This is a genomic window from Streptomyces sp. NPDC090106, assembly GCF_044747265.1.
In the GTDB taxonomy this organism is placed as follows: Bacteria; Actinomycetota; Actinomycetes; order Streptomycetales; family Streptomycetaceae; genus Streptomyces.
Window position 1 is genome coordinate 815,105 of record NZ_JBIVDS010000002.1, and the last position, 15,807, is coordinate 830,911.

Annotated in this window: 16 protein-coding genes; 9 read left to right on the forward strand and 7 right to left on the reverse strand. The window is 72.3% G+C overall.

From position 1 onward, the window contains the following. The 3 genes from leuD (at position 1) to ACIPSE_RS09235 (ending at position 1,880) form a co-directional block, all read left to right on the forward strand. Positions 1–594 (forward strand): 3-isopropylmalate dehydratase small subunit, encoded by a 594-nt coding sequence (gene leuD, locus ACIPSE_RS09225; RefSeq protein WP_401659343.1) that lies wholly within the window; start codon positions 1–3, stop codon positions 592–594. Positions 595–871: 277 nt separating this feature from the next. Further along, entirely contained in the window at positions 872–1,102 is a 231-nt protein-coding gene (locus ACIPSE_RS09230; protein ID WP_401659346.1) for a hypothetical protein, read from the forward strand. Between the two features lie 136 nt (positions 1,103–1,238). Beyond that, on the forward strand, positions 1,239–1,880 hold the full coding sequence (locus ACIPSE_RS09235; protein WP_401659349.1) for an HU family DNA-binding protein: 642 nt from the start codon (positions 1,239–1,241) through the stop codon (positions 1,878–1,880). Positions 1,881–1,979: 99 nt separating this feature from the next. On the opposite strand, the gene ACIPSE_RS09240 is transcribed toward ACIPSE_RS09235, so the two are convergent. Next, positions 1,980–2,183, reverse strand: coding sequence for a hypothetical protein (locus ACIPSE_RS09240; RefSeq protein ID WP_401659352.1), 204 nt, complete (start codon positions 2,181–2,183; stop codon positions 1,980–1,982). Between the two features lie 10 nt (positions 2,184–2,193). Then, positions 2,194–2,832, reverse strand: a complete 639-nt coding sequence (gene cofC, locus ACIPSE_RS09245; protein ID WP_401659355.1) for a 2-phospho-L-lactate guanylyltransferase — start codon at positions 2,830–2,832, stop codon at positions 2,194–2,196. A 155-nt stretch (positions 2,833–2,987) separates the two neighbouring features. Here cofC and ACIPSE_RS09250 point away from each other — a divergent pair, with 155 nt between their 5' ends. The 3 genes from ACIPSE_RS09250 (at position 2,988) to ACIPSE_RS09260 (ending at position 6,028) form a co-directional block, all read left to right on the forward strand. Then, positions 2,988–3,776 carry a lysophospholipid acyltransferase family protein gene (locus ACIPSE_RS09250; RefSeq protein ID WP_401659358.1) on the forward strand — a complete coding sequence of 263 codons (789 nt, stop codon included), beginning with the start codon at positions 2,988–2,990 and terminating at the stop codon, positions 3,774–3,776. After that, positions 3,773–4,783, forward strand: a complete 1,011-nt coding sequence (locus tag ACIPSE_RS09255; RefSeq protein WP_401659360.1) for an NAD(P)H-dependent glycerol-3-phosphate dehydrogenase — start codon at positions 3,773–3,775, stop codon at positions 4,781–4,783. The genes ACIPSE_RS09250 and ACIPSE_RS09255 overlap by 4 nt, the downstream gene beginning before the upstream one ends. 93 nt (positions 4,784–4,876) lie before the next feature. Then, on the forward strand, positions 4,877–6,028 hold the full coding sequence (locus tag ACIPSE_RS09260) for a D-alanine--D-alanine ligase family protein (RefSeq protein WP_401659363.1): 1,152 nt from the start codon (positions 4,877–4,879) through the stop codon (positions 6,026–6,028). A gap of 18 nt (positions 6,029–6,046) precedes the next feature. Here the strand turns inward: ACIPSE_RS09260 and ACIPSE_RS09265 are convergent, their stop codons facing one another. Both ACIPSE_RS09265 and ACIPSE_RS09270 read right to left on the reverse strand, forming a co-directional pair. Then, a complete protein-coding gene (locus ACIPSE_RS09265; protein WP_401659366.1) occupies positions 6,047–6,556 on the reverse strand; it encodes a DUF3515 domain-containing protein in 510 nt (169 codons plus the stop codon). 20 nt (positions 6,557–6,576) lie between these two features. Continuing rightward, positions 6,577–6,810, reverse strand: coding sequence for an Lrp/AsnC family transcriptional regulator (locus tag ACIPSE_RS09270; RefSeq protein ID WP_029384521.1), 234 nt, complete (start codon positions 6,808–6,810; stop codon positions 6,577–6,579). Between the two features lie 236 nt (positions 6,811–7,046). Here ACIPSE_RS09270 and ACIPSE_RS09275 point away from each other — a divergent pair, with 236 nt between their 5' ends. Next, positions 7,047–8,015, forward strand: a complete 969-nt coding sequence (locus tag ACIPSE_RS09275) for a thiamine-phosphate kinase (protein ID WP_401659369.1) — start codon at positions 7,047–7,049, stop codon at positions 8,013–8,015. Then, complete coding sequence (gene thiD / locus ACIPSE_RS09280) at positions 8,012–8,794, forward strand: bifunctional hydroxymethylpyrimidine kinase/phosphomethylpyrimidine kinase (protein ID WP_401659372.1); 783 nt, start codon at positions 8,012–8,014, stop codon at positions 8,792–8,794. Before ACIPSE_RS09275 ends, thiD begins: the two co-directional genes overlap by 4 nt. Positions 8,795–8,910: 116 nt before the next feature. Here the strand turns inward: thiD and rpmB are convergent, their stop codons facing one another. Beyond that, entirely contained in the window at positions 8,911–9,096 is a 186-nt protein-coding gene (gene rpmB, locus ACIPSE_RS09285; RefSeq protein ID WP_004924906.1) for a 50S ribosomal protein L28, read from the reverse strand. Between the two features lie 255 nt (positions 9,097–9,351). Between rpmB and ACIPSE_RS09290 the strand changes: the two genes are divergently transcribed. Next, positions 9,352–11,019, forward strand: a complete 1,668-nt coding sequence (locus tag ACIPSE_RS09290; RefSeq protein WP_401659374.1) for a DAK2 domain-containing protein — start codon at positions 9,352–9,354, stop codon at positions 11,017–11,019. Positions 11,020–11,031: 12 nt separating this feature from the next. Here ACIPSE_RS09290 and ACIPSE_RS09295 read toward each other — a convergent pair whose 3' ends face one another. Both ACIPSE_RS09295 and ACIPSE_RS09300 read right to left on the reverse strand, forming a co-directional pair. Continuing rightward, positions 11,032–13,977, reverse strand: coding sequence for a tetratricopeptide repeat protein (locus ACIPSE_RS09295; protein ID WP_401659377.1), 2,946 nt, complete (start codon positions 13,975–13,977; stop codon positions 11,032–11,034). Continuing rightward, positions 13,977–15,794, reverse strand: coding sequence for an HSP90 family protein (locus tag ACIPSE_RS09300; RefSeq protein ID WP_401659380.1), 1,818 nt, complete (start codon positions 15,792–15,794; stop codon positions 13,977–13,979). The genes ACIPSE_RS09295 and ACIPSE_RS09300 overlap by 1 nt, the downstream gene beginning before the upstream one ends. Between the last annotated feature and the right edge of the window lie 13 nt (positions 15,795–15,807).

Genomic DNA, 15,807 nt, shown 5'->3' on the forward strand with positions numbered 1-15,807 from the left:
ATGGAAGCATTCACCACGCACACCGGCCGGGCCGTTCCGCTGCGCCGCTCCAACGTCGACACCGACCAGATCATCCCTGCTCACTGGCTCAAGAAGGTGACCCGGGACGGGTTCGAGGACGGACTGTTCGAGGCCTGGCGCAAGGACGGGAAATTCATCCTCAACCAGCCCGAGCGCGCGGGCGCGACCGTGCTGGTCGCCGGCCCCGACTTCGGCACCGGCTCCTCCCGTGAGCACGCGGTCTGGGCCCTGCAGAACTACGGCTTCAAGGCCGTGATCTCCTCCCGCTTCGCCGACATCTTCCGCGGCAACTCGCTGAAGAACGGTCTGCTCACGGTCGTTCTGGACCAGAAGATCGTGGAAGCCCTCCAGGAGCTGAGCGAGAAGGACCCCGAGGCCGAGATCACCGTCGACCTGGAGGCCCGCGAGGTGCGCGCCGAGGGCGTCACCGCGAGCTTCGAGCTGGACGAGAACTCCCGCTGGCGGCTGCTGAACGGGCTGGACGACATCTCCATCACCCTCCAGAACGAGGCCGACATCGCCGCCTACGAGGCCAAGCGCCCCTCGTTCAAGCCCCGGACGCTCGAGGTCTGACCCCGAACGCCCCGCGGAACAACCGAACAGGTCGAGTTTCGGCCACCGAACACCCCCAGCCGTACCCCCGATCAGCCCGATCGGGGGTACGGCTGTGTCTGTACCCGAACGGCCCTGCGCGGCGTCGACGGGAGCGTCAACTCCCCATGTTAGACACGGTGTTGACGGGGTACGCGAGGGTTGTGGCGGTGTCTTCCGACGGCCCCCGGAAGCCCGTTTGAGGGGGCAGTTGCACCCTGAGCGGGCGACAACTCGCCCCAGATGGCACAATCTGTGCATGGAACACGACGGCCAACTCAAGCTCTATGCGGCAGTCGCGGACCAACTCAAGGAAGCGCACACAACAGTGCGCGCACTGCAAGTCCCGGAGGGCGTACGGATGGCGCTGACCCGGAAGCTGCTGGTCATTACGGCCGCGGCCAAGCACGATCTCGCCGATGCGGCAAGGCGTCTGGAGGCCTTCTCGGCGGACCTCGACGCGGGTCGATTCCCCGAAGAGGAACGCTGAACAGTCCTGGAGAGCCGAAACCGTTGCGGCACAAGGGTGATAAGCCCGTTTCGTGTTTGATTTGCGGTATATATCTGCCTAACGTGCGAAAAAGCCTGAACAGTTTCGTTCCGGCGATGTCTCCGAAGGGGAAGACGTGAACAAGGCGCAGCTCGTAGAAGCGATTGCCGACAAGGTCGGTGGCCGTCAGCAGGCCGCCGAGGCCGTGGACGCGGTCCTGGACGCCATCGTCCGCGCGGTCGTCGCGGGTGACCGGGTGTCGGTGACCGGCTTCGGTTCGTTCGAGAAGGTCGACCGTCCGGCCCGCTACGCCCGCAACCCCCAGACGGGCGAGCGGGTTCGGGTCAAGAAGACCTCCGTGCCGCGCTTCCGTGCCGGACAGGGCTTCAAGGACCTGGTCAGCGGCTCGAAGAAGCTCCCGAAGAACGACGTCGCCGTCAAGAAGGCCCCCAAGGGCAGCCTGACCGGCGGTGCTTCCGCCACGGTCAAGAAGGCCGCCGCGAAGAAGGCCGCCCCGGCGAAGAAGGCCACCGCCGCCGCGAAGAAGACCACGGCGAAGAAGACGACGGCCAAGAAGACCACGGCCGCCGCCGCGAAGAAGACCACCGCCAAGACCACGGCGGCCAAGAAGACCACGACCGCCAAGAAGGCCACCACGGCCAAGAAGGCGACGGCGAAGAAGGCCCCCGCGAAGAAGGCCACCGCCAAGAAGGCCCCGGCCAAGAAGACGACGGCCCGCAAGACCACCGCCAAGAAGGTCACCGCCCGAAAGAAGTAAGGGCCGCAGAGGTATCTCACGCGCCGGGCCGGACTCCCCATCGGAGTCCGGCCCGCGGCGTGTTCCGGGAAGGCTCCGGCGCGGCCCCTCGGCGGCGGCTCAGAGCGTCTGGAGGGTCACCAGCGTGATCCGGGGGCTGTCCTGCGCGCCCTCCACCTCGATCCGCACCCGCTGCCCCGGCCGCAGCAGCCGCAGCCCGCCCGCGTCGAACGCCGCCGCGTCGAAGGGCACCGGGGTGCCGTCGTCGAGCAGCACACTGCCGCTGCGCGTGCCGGAGTCGTAGGTGTACGCGGTCGCCTGCATGGGCGGCAGCCTACTGCCAGGGGGCCGGCAGCCGGGCGACGGCCGACTTCGTGCGCGGGCCCACGCCCAGGGTCAGCGCGGCGCGCAGATCGGCGCCGGTGTCGACGTCCTGCCGTACGGAATCCACGTCCGCGAGGACGAGTTCCACCGCGCCCGAGGCGCGATGGCGGGCGCGGGAATCCGTGCCGAAGAGCGGGCGCAATTCCACGCCCCCGCGGGCGGCCAGCAAGGTGGTGCCCATTGCGGCCGCGTCCGGGAGAAAAGCACGGGGGAATTCGGCGGCCCCGTCGAGGACCCGCGCCAATTCCAGGGGGCGCAGTGCGGGCAGATCGGCGTTCAGGGCCGCCAGGGAGCTTTCCGGCCGCTCCCGCCGTACCAGCTCCGTAGCGTGCCTCAGGGCGGCGTTGAGGCCCGCTCCAGGCCGGTCGGGGACGACGCGGGCGCCCAGCGGGGTCAGCTCGCGCGTGGCGAGGACGTCGTCCGTGACGACCACCACATCCGCCACCGAAGGGCAGGCCAGCGCCCCCGCCACGGTGTCCTGGGCGAAGGCCAGCGCGAGGCCCGGCCGCAGCCCGTCGTGGGCGGTGTCCGAGAGCCTGCTCTTGGCCAGCGCCAGCGGTTTCAGGGGTATGACCAGGGTCCACTGCACCGGGATTCCGTCCCTCTCTTGTCGCGCTCATTGTCACTCAGGCTTCACACCGCCCATCTGGCGGTCGACGCGGCGAGGCGTACGGTGTTCTCGACAGACGGACGGCCTGGGGCGACACTTGTGCGGCCCCCCAGGTCCTAGAGGAAGGTGCTCGTGTGCCCCGCCGCAGAATCGGCTTCTGGTACCGCTTGGCAGCGGTGATCGCCAAACCGCCGCTGGTGGTTCTGATCAAGCGGGACTGGCGCGGAATGGAGCACATTCCGGCCGAGGGCGGATTTATCACCGCGGTGAACCACAATTCGCACGTCGATCCCTTCGCCTACGCGCACTTTCAGTACAACACCGGCCGTGTTCCGCGATTCCTCGCGAAGAGCGGCCTTTTCAAGAAGGGATTCGTCGGAGCCGTGATGCGCGGCACCGGCCAGATCCCCGTCTACCGGGAGACCACCGACGCGCTCAGCGCCTTCCGGGCCGCGATCGACGCCGTGGAGCGCGGTGAGTGCGTCGCGTTCTATCCCGAGGGCACCATCACCCGGGACCCGGACCAGTGGCCCATGACCGGCAAGACCGGCGCGGCACGCGTGGCCCTCCAGACGAAGGTCCCGGTGATCCCGGTCGCGCAGTGGGGCGCCAACGAACTGCTGCCGCCCTACGCCAAGAAGCTCAACGTCCTTCCGCGCAAGACCTCGCACGTCCTCGCGGGCCCGCCGGTGGACCTGTCGCGCTTCTACGGCAAGGAGATGACCCCGGAGGTCCTGAAGGAGGCGACGGAGACCATCATGGCCGCCGTCACCCGCCTCCTGGAGGAGATCCGTGGCGAGAAGGCCCCCGCCACCGCCTACGATCCGCGTCAGGAACGGATCGAGCAGCGGCGCAGGAGTCAGGCCGACAACGGCCGCGAGGGCCAGGCCGGCAACGGCCTCGAGGGAGAGAACGCGAAGTGAGCAAGCCCGTCAAAGCGGCCGTGTTCGGCACCGGATCGTGGGGTACCGCCTTCGGCGTGGTGCTCGCGGACGCGGGCTGCGAGGTCACCCTGTGGGGCCGCCGCCCCGAACTCGCGCAAGCGGTCAACTCCACGCGGACCAACCCGGACTACCTGCCCGGCGTCGAACTCCCGGTGAACCTGCGGGCGACGACCGACCCCGCGGAGGCGGCGCACGACGCCGACTTCACCGTCCTGGCCGTCCCCTCGCAGACCCTGCGCGGCAACCTCGCCGACTGGGTACCGGTGTTGGCGCCCGGCACGGTCCTCGTCTCCCTGATGAAGGGGGTCGAACTCGGCTCCGCCATGCGGATGAGTGAGGTGATCGAGGACGTCGCGAAGGTCGGTCAGGACCGTATCGCCGTCGTCACGGGACCCAACCTCGCCCGGGAGATCGCCGCCCGGATGCCGGCCGCCGCGGTCGTCGCGTGCACGGACGAGTCGGTGGCCCGGCGGCTCCAGGCGGCCTGCCACACCCCGTACTTCAGGCCGTACACCGAGACGGACGTCGTGGGCTGTGAGTTGGGCGGCGCCGTGAAGAACGTCATCGGTCTGGCCGTGGGCATCGCGGACGGCATGGGGCTCGGCGACAACGCCAAGGGCTCGCTCATCACGCGCGGCCTCGCCGAGACGGCCCGCCTCGGGGTGGCGCTCGGCGCCGACCCGCTCACCTTCGCCGGACTCGCGGGCCTCGGCGACCTGGTGGCGACCTGCTCCTCGCCGCTGTCACGCAACCACACCTTCGGCACCAACCTCGGCAAGGGCATGACCCTCCAGGAGACCATCGCGGTCACCAAGCAGACCGCCGAGGGCGTCAAGTCCTGCGAGTCCGTGCTGGATCTGGCCCGCCGGCACGGCGTCGACATGCCGATCACCGAGACGGTCGTCGCGATCGTCCACGAGGGCAAGCCCCCGGTGGTCGCCGTGAAGGAACTGATGTCGCGCAGCGCGAAGCCCGAACGACGCTGAGCGAGCCCCTCTCCGCGCTCCTTCCCCTCGGGGGCGAGTCGGTGTCGGGGCACGCTGTGTCATGGCTCTGGCTACGGGTACTCTCAAGCCGATATGAGCACCGAGAACCTCTCCCAGAGCCCTGAGCAGCCGTCTCGCAAGCCGCGTGTGGCCGTCGTGTTCGGCGGGCGCAGCTCCGAACACGGGATCTCCGTGGTCACCGCGGGCGCCGTCCTGAAGGCCATCGACCGGTCCAAGTACGAGGTGCTGCCGATCGGCATCACCCGGGACGGCCGCTGGGCCCTCACCGCCGACGAGCCCGACCGCATGGCGATCACCGACCGCCGCACGCCCGAGGTCGAGGACGTCGCCGAGGCCGGCCAGGGCGACGTGGTGCTCCCGCTCGACCCGAACAACCGCGAAGTCGTCGTCAGCGAGCCGGGATCGGTGCCCAAGGCGCTCGGTGACATCGACGTCGTCTTCCCCGTCCTGCACGGCCCCTACGGCGAGGACGGCACCCTCCAGGGCATGCTCGACCTCGCCGGGATCCCGTACGTGGGCTCCGGTGTGCTCGCCTCGGCCGTAGGCCAGGACAAGGAGTACATGAAGCGGGTGTTCACCTCCTTCGGGCTCAAGGTCGGCCCCTACGTGGTGATCAGGGCCCGGGAGTGGGAGCAGGACGAGTCCGCCGCCCGCAAGAAGATCGTCGACCTCGCGGGCGACCACGGCTGGCCGCTGTTCGTGAAGCCCGCGCGCGCGGGTTCGTCGATCGGCATCACCAAGGTCGAGGACCTGTCCGGGCTCGACGAGGCGATCGCCGAGGCCCGCCGGCACGACCCGAAGTTCCTCGTCGAGGCGGCGCTCGTGGGGCGCGAGATCGAGTGCGGGGTGCTGGAGTTCGAGGACGGCCCGCGCGCCTCGGTGCCCGCGGAGATCCCGAGCACGCACGCGTACTACGACTTCGAGTCCAAGTACATCGACTCGGTGCCCGGGATCGTCCCCGCCCCGCTGACCGAGGAGCAGACCGCCGAGGTCCGGCGGCTGGCCCTGGACGCCTTCGAGGCCGCCTCCTGCGAGGGACTGGTCCGCGCCGACTTCTTCCTCACCGAGGACGGCGAGTTCGTGATCAACGAGATCAACACGATGCCCGGCTTCACGCCGATCTCGATGTACCCGGCGATGTGGCAGGCGACCGGGATCGCGTACCCGGAGCTGGTGGACCGCCTGGTGCAGGCCGCGCTGCGGCGCTCCACCGGACTGCGGTAGTCCGCCGCGTCGGGCGGATCAGTCGGCGATCCCCTCGGGGATCGCCTTCTTCACGGCGGGCGCCAGACCGGTCAGCACGCCCGCGGTGTCGAGGTCCGCGGGAACCGTCACCTGGACGTAGGCCCTGCGGCTCGCCGTGGTGAACCGGGTGGAGCCGTCGTCCTGCTTCTCCATCAGCCACTGCACGCCGTTGACCTCGCCGCCTATCGCGTCGGGGTCGTCACCCGTGGCCACCTTGGGGTCGATCATCTTGGGCGGTCGGCTCACACCGCAGCGCAGTATGATCTCCGGGCCTCCCCAGCCCGCCGTCAGCGCGGAGGCGGGCTCGGGATCGTTGCGGCCGAGGCCGTCGACCTCGGCCGGCAGGACACCGTCCAGGTCCCGGCACAGCTTCGCGACCTTCGCGCCGGGGCTGGGAACCGCCACCGGGCCGCTGTCGTCTGCTGAGGAGCAGCCCGCGGCGACGACCAGCACGGCGAGCGCGGGCAGGGCGGCGAGGGGACGGCGTCGGTGACGGAGAAAGTGCACCGGCCAAGGGTAGACGGGGGCTACAGATGGACGACCGGGCAGGTCAGGGTTCGCGTGATGCCGTCCACCTGCTGGACCTTGGCGACCACCATCCGGCCCAGGTCGTCCACGGTGTCCGCCTGGGCGCGCACGATCACGTCATAAGGTCCTGTCACGTCCTCGGCCTGGATCACTCCAGGAATCTTGCCGATCGTCTCGGCGACGGTCGACGCTTTGCCGACCTCCGTCTGGATCAGGATGTACGCCTGTACCACGGAACCTCCAGGGCGGCCACGAGGATCATGTGGGGAAAAGGAACGCCACGGTATCGCGTCGCCGCTCGCCGCGGGGAGACCTGCGGGACCCGCGACCCCCGAGCCGGGGTGCGGGCACGACATGAGGTGACGCCGGTGCCGCCCTGGGCGGGGGCGTCGACGGTCCCCTCGACCGTATCGAGGACACTGGTCGGGCGCGACCGGGCAGGGCACGGCACAGAAGGGGCCATAGGGAAATGAAGGGCACTGTCGGTGAGCTGGGCGAGTTCGGGCTCATCAGGGAGCTCACCTCCCGTCTCACGACCACTCCGTCGGTCCGGGTCGGCCCCGGTGACGACGCCGCGGTGGTCGCCGCTCCCGACCGCCGGGTCGTGGCCAGCACCGACATCCTGCTGGAGGGCCGGCACTTCCGCCGCGACTGGTCCACCGCCTACGACGTGGGCCGCAAGGCCGCGGCCCAGAACCTCGCGGACATCGCCGCCATGGGCGCCGTGCCGACCGCGCTGCTCCTCGGCCTCGTCGTCCCCGCCGAACTCCCGGTGACCTGGCCCTCGGAGCTCATGGACGGGATCCGGGACGAGTGCCAGGTCGCCGGCGCCTCGGTGGTCGGCGGCGACGTCGTGCGCGGCGACACGATCATGGTGTCGATCACCGCGCTCGGTGATCTGCGCAACCAGGAGCCCGTCACCCGGGCCGGCGCGCAGCCCGGCGACCTGGTTGCGGTGACCGGGTGGCTCGGCTGGTCCGCGGCCGGGTTCGCCGTGCTGTCCCGCGGCTTCCGCTCGCCGCGCGCGTTCGTCGAGGCGCACCGGCGTCCCGAACCGCCGTACCACGCGGGCCCCGCGGCGGCCGGTCTCGGCGCCACCGCCATGTGCGACGTGAGCGACGGCCTGATCGCCGACCTCGGGCACATCGCCGAGGCCAGCAAGGTCCGGATCGACATCCGCTCCGGCGCGATCGACATCCCCTCCCAGATGAACGACATCGGCCAGGCCGTCGGCGTCGACCCCATGCAGTGGGTGCTGACCGGGGGAGAGGACCACGCGATCGTGGCGACCTTCCCGCAGGACGTGAAACTGCCCGCGCGCTGGAAGGTGATCGGCGAGGTCCTCAACCCCTCGGCGCTGCCCCAGGTGACGGTCGACGGGGCGCCGTGGACGAGCAAGGGCGGCTGGGACCACTTCGGCGGGGACATCGAGTCGTGATACCCAGGGTGCTCACCGTGGCCGGCTCGGACTCCGGCGGCGGCGCCGGGATCCAGGCCGACCTGAAGACGATGCTCGCGCTCGGCGTGCACGGCATGAGCGTCGTCACCGCGATCACCGCGCAGAACTCCCTCGGCGTGCAGGGCGCCTGGCCGCTCCCCGTCGAGACCGTGCGGGCCCAGTACCGCAGTGTCGTCGACGACATCGGCGTCCAGGCCGTGAAGACCGGGATGCTCGCCTCGGCCGAACTCGTCGAGGAGGTCGCCGCACTGATCGGCGCCACGGACGCGCCGGCGGTCGTCGACCCGGTCGGGGTGTCCAAGCACGGGGACCCGCTGCTGGCCCAGTCGGCGCTCGCGTCGGTGCGCGAACGCCTCCTGCCCGTGGCCACGGTGGCGACCCCCAACCTCGACGAGGTGACCCAGCTCACCGGAGTACGGGTGGTGTCCGAGGAGCAGCTCCCCGAGGCCGCCGCGGCGATCCTGGCGTACGGGCCGCGCTGGGTGCTGATCAAGGGCGGCCATCTCGCCGGGGACGCCGTCGACCTGCTCACCGACGGCTCCGAGGAGCACTGGCTGCGCGCGCCCCGTCACGACAACCGGCACACGCACGGCACCGGCTGCACGCTCGCCTCCGCCATCGCCTCGGAACTGGCGAAGGGACGGTCCGTGCCGGAGGCGGTGACGGAGGCGAAGGCGTACGTCACGGGGGCGATCCGGGCCGGGTTCTCGCTCGGCGGCGGCATCGGACCGGTCGATCACGGGTGGCGGCTGCGCTAGTCGTTGACGCCGACGGTTGACGCCACCGGCGTCAGGGCACGGCAAAAAGCCGGTCCACCGTGAGGTGGACCGGCTTTGAGCAGCGAACCAGCAGTGGCCGCGCGCTTAGCTCTGCGTCAGCGCGAGACCTTGCCGGCCTTGATGCACGAGGTGCAAGCGTTCACGCGCTTCGGCGTCCCGCCGACCACAGTACGAACGCGCTGGATGTTCGGGTTCCAGCGACGCGGCGTACGGCGGTGAGAGTGCGAGATGTTGTTGCCGAAGCCCGGCCCCTTGCCGCAGACGTCGCAGTTGGCAGCCACGGGTCACTCCAAAGACTTCAGATGCACTTACGGATTCAATCCCGGCGTGCCGGGATCGAGATCGCAGGATCAGAGATCTGAGTGGCTTGCCAGGGAACGGCCCGATTCGGATCGGGCAACCGGAGCAGCATACAACGACTGCGCCAGTAGAACGAAACTACCATGGCTGCTCAGGGGCCTGCTCCCGGCCCTCTTCCGGCGGGCACCCGCTCTGGGTCTACGCTGCGTCCACGTCAGCAGTCCGAGGAGGCGCAGGTGGCGCAGGTGCCGCAGACATTCTTCGATGCTCTCGCGGTGCGCACCTGGTGCTCTCTCGCGCTGGAGGCGCTGGGCCGGGCGCGCGAGGAGATCGACGCGATCAACGTCTACCCCGTCGCCGACGGGGACACCGGCACCAACCTGTATCTGACCGTCGAGTCCGCCGTGGCCGCCGTGGAGGCCGTCTTCGCCGCCTACGACGACGGCAAGGGCACCCCCTCGCTCGCCGACGCCGCGCGCGCGATGGCGCACGGCGCGCTCATAGGCGCCCGCGGCAACTCCGGCACGATCCTCTCCCAGCTCCTGCGCGGCATGGTCCAGGTGCTCGCCGCCGACCGTGGCACACCCCACACCGACGGCGCCGGTCTGCGGCTCGCCCTGCGCCGCGCCGCCGACTCCGCGCGCGAGGCCGTGGCCCACCCGGTCGAGGGCACCGTCCTGTCCGTCGCCACGGCCGCCGCCGACGCCGCGGAACGGACGAACGGCGACTGCGGGGCGGTCGCCCGCGCGGCCCACGAAGGCGCGCGCGCGGCGCTGGAGGCCACGCCGCGGCAGCTCGCCGTCCTGGAGCGGGCCGGGGTCGTCGACGCGGGCGGACGGGGCCTCGTGGCGGTCCTCGCGGCCCTCGTGGAGACGTTCACCGGGGAGTCGCCCGGCGCGGTGCTCGGCGCGCGGGCCCGGGCGGCGCACGCACGCGTGGACGTCGAGGAGTGCGCCGACGACGTCCTCGAGGAGGGCGGGCCCGCCTTCGAGGTGATCTACCTCCTGGAGGCCGAGGACACCGCCGTGGCCCGGCTGCGGACCCGGCTCGACGCCCTCGGCGACTCCCTCGTCGTCGTCGGCGGCGACGGCCTGTGGAACGTCCATGTGCACGTCGACGACGCCGGTGCCGCCGTGGAGGCGGGCGTCGAGGCGGGACGCCCGTACCGGATCCGGATCACGCACTTCGCCGTCGGGGACGTCCACACGCGCGGCGGCGCCGAACGGCCCGTGCGCGAGCGGGCGCAGCGGGCCGTCGTCGCGGTCGTGCCGGGCGAAGGGCTGGCCGGGCTGTACACCGAGGCCGGCGCGACGACCGTGCTCGCCCGCCCCGGGGAGCCGCCCGCCAGCGGCGAACTGGTCGAGGCCGTACGCCGGGCCCACGCGCGCGAGATCGTCCTGCTGCCCAACGACGCCGACCTGCGGCACACCGCCGCCGCCGCGGCCGAGCAGGCCCGCGCCGAGGGCATCCGCGTCGCCCTCATCCCCACCCGCTCCGCCGTCCAGGGCATCGCCGCGCTCGCCGTGCACGAGCCCGGACGCCGCTTCGACGAGGACGTCGTGTCGATGACCTCCGCGGCCGGCGCGACCCGCTACGCCGAGGTCACCGTCGCCGAACGGCAGTCCTGGACCATGGCCGGCATCTGCCAGGCCGGGGACGTCCTCGGCCTCGTCGACGGCGACGTCGTCGTGATCGGCGCCGATGTCACGGCCGCCGCCGAGACCGTCCTGGACCGCATGCTCTCGGCGGGCGGCGAACTCGTCACGCTCGTCCTCGGCGACGACGCCCCCGAGGCCATCGCGGACCATCTGGAGGCCCGCGTGCGGGAGTCGTACCTCGCCGTCGACACGGTGGTCTACCGGGGTGGACGGCAGGGCACGCTGCTGCTCATCGGCGTGGAGTAGGCGCGGTCGGCGCTACTCGGCCTCCGTCACGACCTCCAGCATCTGTTCGGCCTCCGCCCGCCGGGCCCGCGCCGTCTCGTCGCCGCCGTCCTCGCCCTCCGCGCCGGGGCCCGCGTGGCCCTCGTACGCGGCGAGCACCGCACGCGCGCGTGCCGCCGCCCGGTCCGGGCGGCTGAGGTCGGCCTCCAGCCAGCCCGCGGCGAGTTCGGCCCCGGTACGGCTGTGCACGGCGCCCCCGCCGAGCGACCCGAAGACCACGATGGCCTCGGTGATCTGGGCGAGCGCGTCCTCCAGGGCGGCCTGGATCGAGTCGTCCTCGGCGTCCTCCGAGGCGGAGCGGGCGAGCAGATCGCCGTACTGCCGGTGGGTGTGCCCGAGTTCGGCGACGAGCTGCTGACGGGCCTCCTCGTCCAGGGCCTCCGTGCCCAGCGCCTCCTCGCACTCCCGCACCGCGTCGGCCATCAGCGCGCGGGCGTCGTCGACGCCGTCCTCCCTGCGCAGCGAGAGCCAGGCACGCGCGCGAAGGGCCCGCACCAGACCGTGCACATCACCGAGCGCGCGCCACAGGTCGCCCGCGCGGCTGTACGCCCGGTCCGCGTCGGCCGGCAGCCCCGCCTGGCCGAGGGACTCACCGGCGAGATGCGCGAGCGTCGCGTGGTCCTGCTGCTCGGGCCAGTGCCGGGCGATCTCGGCTGCCTCCAGACGGCGCTCGGCGGCCTCCTGGTGCTCGCCCAGCGCGCTGAGACAGTCGCCGAGCCACCACTGCGTCTGGACGACGGCCCCGTCGCCGTGGGTCTCGGCGGACAGGTCGGGCAGCGCCGACTCCAGCACCTCGGCCGCCTCGGCCCACCGGCCCTGCCGCAGCAGGAACCCGCCGAGCAGATGCCGCGCCCACGCCCCGAGCGTCGGCCCGGCCCCGGCCTCGTCGGCCCAGTGCGCCGCCTCCAGGGCGTGCTCCGCGGCCTCCTCGGGCGCGCCCCGGCCGCCCAGCACCTCGGCGAGCTGGAGGTGCAGCTGGGCCCGGCCGGGCGGCTCCAGATACGGTCCGCCGTGCTCCAGGGCGGCCCGCAGCGCCCGCTCGGCCTCGGCGGTGTCGCCCAGGTGGTGCGCGAGCCCCGCGAGCCGGGCCTCGTACTCCACCGCGAACCAGGGCAGCCCCGCCCCGGCGAACTCCGCCGCCGCGCGCGCGAACAGCTCCGCGGACCTCGGCAGGTCCGCGGCGTGCGCCGCCAGCTCCGCGAGCATCGCCTGCGACTCCGCCGCCCGCGAGGCCAGCCGTACGTCGTCCCCGGTCCGCCCGTCGACCAGCGCGAGGACCTCCCGTACGGCCGCCTCGGCGCGGTTGAGGAGCGACGCGTCCAGGGCGCCGTGCTCCTCCGCCGCCTGCACGTTCTGCATCAGGACGCGCGCCCGTGCCATCAGCACCGACGCGGTCTGCCGCACCCCGGTGCCGCCCTCGGCGTACAGGGCGAGGACCTCGTCGTAGGGCCCGGTGACGGCGGCCAGCGCTTGCTGGACCTCGCCGGAGAGCGCCCGCACGAACGCCGCACGCGCGCGTGCCGCCAGCGCCTCCCCAGGGTCGTCCGCCTCCGCGTACAGCTCGGCGGCGCGCTCGAACAGGTCGAGACCGGACGGGCCGAGGTCCATCGCCCGGTGGTCGGCGATCTCGGCGCGGTCGCGCGCGGCGAGCTCGACGCCCTCCGCGGCCCGGGAGACGGCCGCCCACGCCTCCACGGCATGGGGCCGCAGACCGTCGGACAGCTCCCGCGCCTCGGCGATCAGGGACGCCAGATCGGCCCCCTCGGCGGGCGGCGGGACCGGGGAGGCCACCGCGGTCGCCGGCCGCATCGACCGCACCCCCAGCGGCAGCCGCTCCACCAGGGGCTCCTGCGCCATCCGCGCGCGGGCCCGCTCGCTGACATGCGCGGTGCCGTTGCGGCGGTCGAACCGGTCCGCCAGTTCGAGGGCCTCCGCGCGCGCGTGCTCGGCCAGTTCACCGGCCGTCCACAGCCTGCCCGCCGGCCCCGGCACCTGCCGCCTGCCGAGCCCCAGCGCGGTCATCCGGTCCATCAGGAGCGCCACCACGCCGAGGAACTCCAGCCGGCTGCGCGGATGCCCGGTGTCGGTGAAGTACGCCGGGCGCTCCGCGAGCAGCTCCAGCGCGCGGGCCTCGTTGCCGGTCAGCACGCAGAACTCCACATGGTCGGCGTAGGCGGTCCGCATGCTCTCCATGGGCCGCACCAGCCGGAAGCCGCGCAGATGGTTGGCGCGCGCCTCCTCGACCCGCCCCAGACGCAGCAGCGGCAGCAGCGAGCACGCGAGGACCGTGTGCGGCTCGTGCGCGCACGTGAACTCGCCCTCCAGGACCGGCGCCCACAGCCGCAGCGCCTCCTCGTCCCGGCCCCGCTCCGCCCGCCACCAGCCCTGTCCGTTCAGCTCGCACGCGTGGCAGTCGGCCATCCGGTCCCGGTCGGCCGACAGCCACGCGGAGAACGCCTTCTCCGCGCGCGGGACGTCACCCACATGCGCGGCGACGGTGAACTCGACGCCGCGCACCGCCCGTTCGGAGTGGCCCGCGAGCCGGTAGCGGTGCTCCATCTCGCCGAGCCACTTCTCTATGGAGGCCAGCGGGATGTGCGGCTGGTCGAGCATCCCGGACGACATCCACTTGAACGTCCAGTGCAGCGAGTGCGTCTCGTACTCGTCGAAGTCCTCGGGCCGCTCGTCCCACAGGCGCAGCAGGCGCGCGAAGGGGACGAACATCTTGTCCTTCTCGGAGCTGTAGTTGTAGACCTTCAGCTGATGCCCGAGCGCCTCGATCACGGCCAGCGGGATGTTCAGCCGCTCCGCCTCCACCAGCAGCTCCTCCGCGCGCGCGTTGCGGGCGGGGCCTTCCGGCCGCTCACCGTTCTCCGCCATCGCCCGGCGGAGCTCGTCGAAGTCGTCGATCCCACCCATCAGCGCCCCTCCTCGCGGTGCGTGGCCCACTCCAGCAGACCGATGAAGGCCCGGTTCAGCAGCGCCGAGTCGGCGGGCCTCAGCGGGCGCTGCGCCATCAGCAGCGCCTGCCCGTACAGGGACTCCACGGCGGTGCCGATCAGCTCCGGCCGGTCCAGCGAACCGAGCCGCCGGATCAGCGGGTTGAGGTGGTTGAGCACCAGACGCGCGCGGGGCGCGCCGCCCCGCAGCGATCCCAGGATGCCCGCCCACAGGTCGTCCGCCTGCGCCTCGGCGTCCGCCCGCGCCTGCTCATGGCGGGCCGCGCGGTCGTCCAGGTGCAGGGCGGGCACGGTCAGCGGGCGGAAGGCACGCAGGACGACGTCACAGCCCAGCGGGTCCAGCGCGGTCCGCGCCGCCGCGAGGAAGTCCGACAGCGCCAGCTCCTCCGCCGGGTCCACCGCGTCCAGATGCGCGGTCACCGTCTCCGCGTCCAGCTCCGCCACCACGGTCCCCGGCCGCACCGACGGCAGCGCCTCGACCAGCTCGCTGTCGTAGGTGTAACCGCCGTTGACGACCCCGACGCCCTGCGCCGACGCGATCGGCGCGACCTGCCGGTACTCCTCCACGGTCCGCGTGAAGTGCACCACGGTGTGCCGCTGCGCGAACTCCTCCAGGGACAGCCGCCCGTCGGTCGTCTCGAAGGGCAGCCACGGCAGCATCGTCCGCAGCATCTCCTTGTCGTGCCGGGCCAGCGACTTCACCCCGAGGTGGTGCACGGCCAGGAACGCCGCCAGCCGTTCCGGATCGCCCACCGCGAGTCCCGTCAACCAGGCCCGAATCCTTTCGCCCAGCGCCTCCCGTACGGCCGCCAGCGTCTCGTCCTCGTACAGCGCCTCGCGGGAGGCCGTCGGGCGCAGACTGTCCGTGTCGAGCACGCAGCGCACGAAGAACGCCCAGTCCGGCAGCAGCTGTTCGGCCCGCTCGGTCAGCAGCATCCCCTTCAGATGCACCCGGTGCGTGGCCCGCTGCGCCGGACTCACCGCCGACGGCAGCACGTACGCCACCCCGCGGACCCCCGCCAGCGGCACGTCCAGCTCGATCGAGTCCAGCGGGGTGAACCCGAACAGGTCGTGACAGTGCCGCGCCAGCGCCACCCGCCGGGTCGCGGGGGAGGGGTAGGGACGGTTCCAGGGCGCCGGCAGATCGGTGACCGGCTCCTCGCCCACCCGCACGTCGTACGGCAGCAGCGAGCCGAAGTCCCGCGCCAGTTCCAGCACCCGCGCCGCGTCCAGCCACTCGGCGGCGCCGGGCCGGGCGACCAGCTCCACGGTGGTACCGGGTTCGGGACGCGCCCCGGAGGGCAGGGTCCGCACGGTGTACGAACCGTCGTCGCGCGCCGTCCACTCCACGGGTGCCGCGTCCGGCGTACGCGCGCTGCGGCTGACGACCCGGATCCGCTCGGCCACCACGAAACAGGCGAGCAGCCCGATGCCGAACTGGCCGAGGAACTCCGAACGGGCCGCCTGGAGTCCGTCCGCGCGCTTGGAGCTGCGCCCGATCGTCGCCAGCAGCTCGTGCACGTCCGCCTCGGTGAGCCCCACGCCGGAGTCCTCGACCCGCAGGGTGCCGCCCTCGGCGCGCAGCCGCACCCGGGCCGGGCAGTCGGCCTGTTCCGCGCGCCGGGCGGTGATGGCGTCCACGGCGTTCTGGAGCAGCTCGCGCAGGTAGACCCGGGGACTGGAGTAGAGGTGATGGGAGAGCAGGTCCACCAGACCACGCAGGTCGACCTGGAAGGTATGGGGTGCCGGTGATGTCTGTGAGGTCTGGGAGTCCATCGCAGCAGCGCCG

Bases quoted from the DNA above. Each gene is read 5' to 3' on its own strand.
- ACIPSE_RS09295 (WP_401659377.1), bottom strand. From the start codon at position 13,977: ATGGGTGGGATCGACGACTTCGACGAGCTCCGCCGGGCGATGGCGGAG.
- ACIPSE_RS09230 (WP_401659346.1), top strand. From the start codon at position 872: ATGGAACACGACGGCCAACTCAAGCTCTATGCGGCAGTCGCGGACCAA.
- ACIPSE_RS09260 (WP_401659363.1), top strand. From the start codon at position 4,877: ATGAGCACCGAGAACCTCTCCCAGAGCCCTGAGCAGCCGTCTCGCAAG.
- ACIPSE_RS09300 (WP_401659380.1), bottom strand. From the start codon at position 15,794: ATGGACTCCCAGACCTCACAGACATCACCGGCACCCCATACCTTCCAG.
- leuD (WP_401659343.1), top strand. From the start codon at position 1: ATGGAAGCATTCACCACGCACACCGGCCGGGCCGTTCCGCTGCGCCGC.
- ACIPSE_RS09240 (WP_401659352.1), bottom strand. From the start codon at position 2,183: ATGCAGGCGACCGCGTACACCTACGACTCCGGCACGCGCAGCGGCAGT.
- ACIPSE_RS09275 (WP_401659369.1), top strand. From the start codon at position 7,047: ATGAAGGGCACTGTCGGTGAGCTGGGCGAGTTCGGGCTCATCAGGGAG.